The 4,571-nt window shown below is 72.8% G+C and carries 4 protein-coding genes; 3 read left to right on the top strand and 1 reads right to left on the bottom strand.

Annotated elements, in window-relative coordinates; translation table 11 throughout:
• Positions 1-7: 7 nt before the first annotated feature.
• Both OZN99_RS26055 and OZN99_RS26050 read left to right on the top strand, forming a co-directional pair.
• Positions 8-97, top strand: coding sequence for a hypothetical protein (locus OZN99_RS26055; protein WP_270938148.1), 90 nt, complete (start codon positions 8-10; stop codon positions 95-97).
• 220 nt (positions 98-317) lie between these two features.
• On the top strand, positions 318-3,026 hold the full coding sequence (locus OZN99_RS26050) for a beta strand repeat-containing protein (RefSeq protein WP_270938147.1): 2,709 nt from the start codon (positions 318-320) through the stop codon (positions 3,024-3,026).
• A 13-nt stretch (positions 3,027-3,039) separates the two neighbouring features.
• On the opposite strand, the gene OZN99_RS26045 is transcribed toward OZN99_RS26050, so the two are convergent.
• Positions 3,040-3,414 carry a YraN family protein gene (locus tag OZN99_RS26045; protein ID WP_270938146.1) on the bottom strand — a complete coding sequence of 125 codons (375 nt, stop codon included), beginning with the start codon at positions 3,412-3,414 and terminating at the stop codon, positions 3,040-3,042.
• 34 nt (positions 3,415-3,448) lie between these two features.
• On the opposite strand from OZN99_RS26045, the gene OZN99_RS26040 reads away from it, so the two are divergent.
• The coding region (locus OZN99_RS26040; RefSeq protein WP_270938145.1) for a gamma-glutamyltransferase family protein at positions 3,449-4,571 on the top strand (1,123 nt) is incomplete at its 3' end.

Raw genomic sequence — 4,571 nt, 5'->3', positions numbered from 1 at the left:
GCGGACCATCGCGGACCTCGCCGGCAGCGCGCGCGTGGCGCGCGCGCATGTCGCGGAGGCGCTGGCGTTCCGCCACCGCGTGCCCGGGCGCAGCTGACGCGCGGCCGCACCGCGCGCAGCCCAAACCCACTTCTACGCGATCCCGCTTCACCGTCGCGACACAGGCGACACGCGCCCGTCATCCCGCCGAGGCGCGTGACACGGACGTGATCCGGCTCACGACATGTGCAGTTTCGGTCTGTTCCCGCGGTGACATCGTGGGGAAGCGACCCGCGCCTAGGGTCCGGCCAGCTGCAACCCGAGAGGAGGACGCCGTCATGGCCGTCATCGCCACCTTCCAGGCCGGAAACCTGACCACCTTCGGCGACGCCGAGGAGAACACGATCGTCGTCAGCCGCAACGCGGCCGGCACCATCCTGGTGAACGACGGGGCGGTCGCCGTGCGCGGCGGCACGCCGACCGTCGCCAACACCTCCCTCATCCAGGTCTTCGCCCAGGCGGGCAACGACGTGGTCACGCTGAACGAGGCGAACGGCGCCCTGCCGCGCGCGAACCTCTTCGGGGGCAGCGGCAACGACACCATCACCGGCGGCAGCGGCAACGACATGCTGTTCGGCCAGGCCGACAACGACGTGCTGTTCGGCAAGGGCGGCAACGACTTCCTGTTCGGCGGCATCGGCAACGACACGCTGACCGGCGGCGATGCGGACGATCAGGTCTTCGGCGAGGCCGGCGACGACCTGCTGATCTGGAACCCCGGCGACGACACCGACCTGTTCGAGGGCGGCAGCGGCATCGACACCACGCAGGTCAACGGCGGCAACGGCGGCGAGGTGTTCACCGTGACCGCCAATGGCACGCGCGTGCGCTTCGACCGGCTGGACCCGGCCCCCTTCTCCATCGACATGGGCACGATGGAGAAGCTGGTCGTCAACATGAACGGCGGCAACGACAGCTTCTCCGCCACCGGCAACCTCGCCGCGCTGATCCAGATCACCGTCGATGGCGGGGCGGGCAACGACACCATCCTCGGCTCGAACGGCGCGGACCTGCTGCTCGGCGGCGACGGCGACGACTTCCTGGACGGTCAGCAGGGCAACGACGTCGCCTTCCTCGGCGCCGGCAACGACGTGTTCCAGTGGGACCCGGGCGACGGCAGCGACGTGGTGGAGGGCCAGGCCGGCACCGACACGATGCTGTTCAACGGCAGCGCCGGCAGCGAGCTGATGGCGCTGTCGGCCAATGGCGGCCGCGCACTGTTCACGCGCAACCTCGGCAACATCGTGATGGACCTGGACGACGTGGAGACCGTCACGGTGAACGCGCTGGGCGGCACCGACACGATCACCGTCAACGACATGACCGGCACCGACGTGGCCACCGTGAACGTCAACCTGGCCGGCACCATCGGCGGCACGGCGGGCGACGCGGCGGCCGACGTGGTGATCGTGAACGCCACCGGCGGCAACGACATCGTGGACGTGTTCGGCGCCGGCAGCAGCGTCACCGTCCTCGGGCTGGCGGCCCGGGTCAACGTCACGGGCTCAGAGGGCGCCAACGACGCGCTCGTCGTCAATGGCGGCGCCGGCAACGACGGCATCACCGCCACCACGCTGCCGGCCGGCGTCATCAAGCTCACCCTGGACGGCGGCGCGGGCGACGACGTGCTGCTCGGCAGCCAGGGCGCGGACGTGCTGCTCGGCGGCGACGGCGACGACTTCGTCTTCGGCGACAACGGCAACGACACGGCACTGCTCGGCGCCGGCGACGACGTGTTCCAGTGGGATCCGGGCGATGGCAGCGACGTGGTGGAAGGCCAGGCCGGCACCGACACCATGCTGTTCTTCGGCAGCAACGCGACCGAGACCGTCAACATCGTAGCCAATGGTGGACGCGCGCTGTTCCTCCGCGACATCGCCAACGTCACCATGGACCTGGACGATGTCGAGAAGATCGAGTTCCGCGCCCTCGGCGGGTCGGACAACATCGTGGTCGGCGACCTCACCGGCACCGACGTGACCAACGTCGCGCTCGACCTGCGCGGCCCGAATGGCGGCGGCGACGGCGCAGCCGACACGGTCACGGTGAACGCGACCCTGGGCGCCGACGTCTTCGGCGTGGCGGGCGATGCCGGCGGCGTGACGGTGTTCGGCCTGCAGGCGCGGATCGACCTGTTCAACACCGAGGCCGCGAACGACCGCCTGGTGCTGAACGGCCTCGGCGGCGACGACGTGATCGACGCAACCAGCCTGGAAGCCGGCGCGATCCGGCTGACCATGAATGGCGGCCTGGGCAACGACCTCTTCCTGGGCTCGGAGGGCGACGACCTCATCAACGGCGGCGACGGCAGCGACGTCGCGCTGATGGGCGCGGGCGACGACACCTTCGTCTGGAACCCGGGCGACGACAACGACGTGCTGGAAGGCCAGGCCGGCTTCGACACCATGCTGTTCAACGGCGCCAACGTGGCGGAGCTCATCGACATCTCCGCCAATGGCGGCCGCGCCGTGTTCTTCCGGAACATCGCCAGCGTCACGATGGACCTGAACGACGTCGAGAGCATCGACTTCAACGCGCTCGGCGGCGCCGACGTCATCACCATCGGCGACCTGACCGGCACCGACGTCACGGAGATCAACATCAACCTGGCCGCGTCCGGCGGCGGGGGCGACGGCTCGGTGGACACCGTCTTCATCAACGCGACCGCCGGCGACGACGTGGTGGTGGTGTTCGGCGATGCCGGCGGGGTCAGCGTGCTGGGGCTGGCGGCGCAGGTGAACATCACCGGCTTCGAGGCGACCGACCGGCTGGTGATCAACACGCTCGCCGGCGACGACGTGATCGAGGCCTCCGGCCTCGCGGCGGTGCTGGCCCTGACAGGCAACGGCGGCGCCGACGACGACGTGCTGGTCGGCGGCGACGGGGCGGACATCCTGAACGGCGAGGATGGCGACGACGTGCTGATCGGCGGCCCCGGCCTCGATGTCCTGAACGGCGGCCTGGGCGACAACGTCGTGATCGCCTGAGCCCGGCGCCCGCTCAGTCTCCCAGCCGGAACGCATCCGCGATCCGGCGCAGGCGGCCGGCGGCGTCCACCACCACCACGTCGAACCGCACCCCGGCCGCGCCATGGCCGGGGTGCGCGGCCATCCAGGCCTCCGCCGCCGCCAGCAGCCGCGCGCGCTGCCCGGCACCCAGCGCGAAGGCGGCCTCACCCAGCGTGGCGCGCGCCTTCACCTCGACGAAGGCGAGCAGCCCGTCGCGCTCCGCCACCAGGTCGATCTCGCCCGCCGGGGTGCGCACGCGCCGAGCCAGCACCCGCCAGCCATCGGCTTCCAGCGCGCCGGCCGCGCGGTCCTCCGCATGGCGGCCGCGCCGGTCGGCAGCCTTCCGATGGGCCTCGTCGCGCGGCATGCTCCGAGCCTCGCACGCCGAAGCGGAGACCGGAATGCGCCGCCTGCCGACCCTGCTCCTCGGCCTGCTGCTGGCCCTGCCCGCCGCGGCGCAGCCCGCCCAAAGGCACATGGTCGTCGCCCCGCACCCGATGGCCGCCGAGGCCGGGCGCGAGATGCTGCGCGACGGCGGCAGCGCGCTGGATGCCGCGATCGCCGCGGCAGTCATGCTCACCCTGGTGGAGCCGCAGGCCAGCGGCATCGGCGGCGGTGGCCTGATGCTGCACTGGTCCGCCGCCGCACGTGCGCTGCAGGCCTGGGACGGGCGCGAGACCGCGCCTGCCGCCGCCACGCCGGGCCTGTTCCTGCGCCCGGACGGCCAGCCCATGTCCTTCGCGCAGGCTGTGGAGGGCGGCCGCAGCGTCGGCGTGCCGGGCCTGCTGCGCATGCTGGAAGCCGCGCATCGCGAGCACGGCACCCTGCCCTGGCCGCGCCTGATGGAGCCCACGATCCGGGCCGCGGAGGCCGGCTTCCTGGTGCCGCAGCGCATGGCCGCCGCCGTCGCCGCCTCGGTCGAGGCGCTGCGCCGCACCCCGGAGGCCCGCGCCTATTTCCTCGACGCCGAGGGCAATCCCTGGCCGCCCGGCCACCTGCTTCGCAACCCGGCGCTCGCCTCCACCCTGCGCGCCGTCGCGGCGGAAGGCGCGGATGCGCTGCATTCCGGCCCGATCGCGGCGGAGATCGTCGTCGCGGTGCAGGGCCACCCGAATGCCGGCACGCTGACCGAGGCCGACCTCGCCGGCTACCGGCCGGCGCGGCGCGAGGTGGTCTGCGTGCCCTACCGCGCGCGCCGGGTCTGCGGCATGGGGCCGCCGACCTCCGGCGGCGTCGCGGTGGGGCAGATCCTGGCCATGCTGGCGCGCTTCGACCTGCCGGCGCTGGACCCGCACGGCGCCCCGGCCGCCCATCTGCTGGCCGAGGCCGGGCGCCTGGCCTTCGCCGACCGCAACCTCTTCCTGGCCGATGACGGTTTCGTGCGCGTGCCCACCCGCGGCCTGCTCGACCCTGGCTACCTGGCCGGGCGCAGCGCGCTGATCGCGCCGGACCGCGCCATGCCGCCGCCCGCCGCCGGCGACCCGCCCTTCCGCGAAGGCCGGCCGGCGCCGCAGGCCGAGGAGC

The sequence above is a fragment of the Falsiroseomonas oryzae genome (assembly GCF_027856955.1).
Lineage (GTDB): Bacteria > Pseudomonadota > Alphaproteobacteria > Acetobacterales > Acetobacteraceae > Falsiroseomonas > Falsiroseomonas oryzae.
Note: the sequence above shows the minus strand (reverse complement) of the source record. Positions and strands in the feature narration are given on the sequence as shown.

Coding starts and splice junctions, on each gene's coding strand:
- OZN99_RS26050 (WP_270938147.1), top strand. CDS start 318: ATGGCCGTCATCGCCACCTTCCAGGCCGGAAACCTGACCACCTTCGGC.
- OZN99_RS26045 (WP_270938146.1), bottom strand. CDS start 3,414: ATGCCGCGCGACGAGGCCCATCGGAAGGCTGCCGACCGGCGCGGCCGC.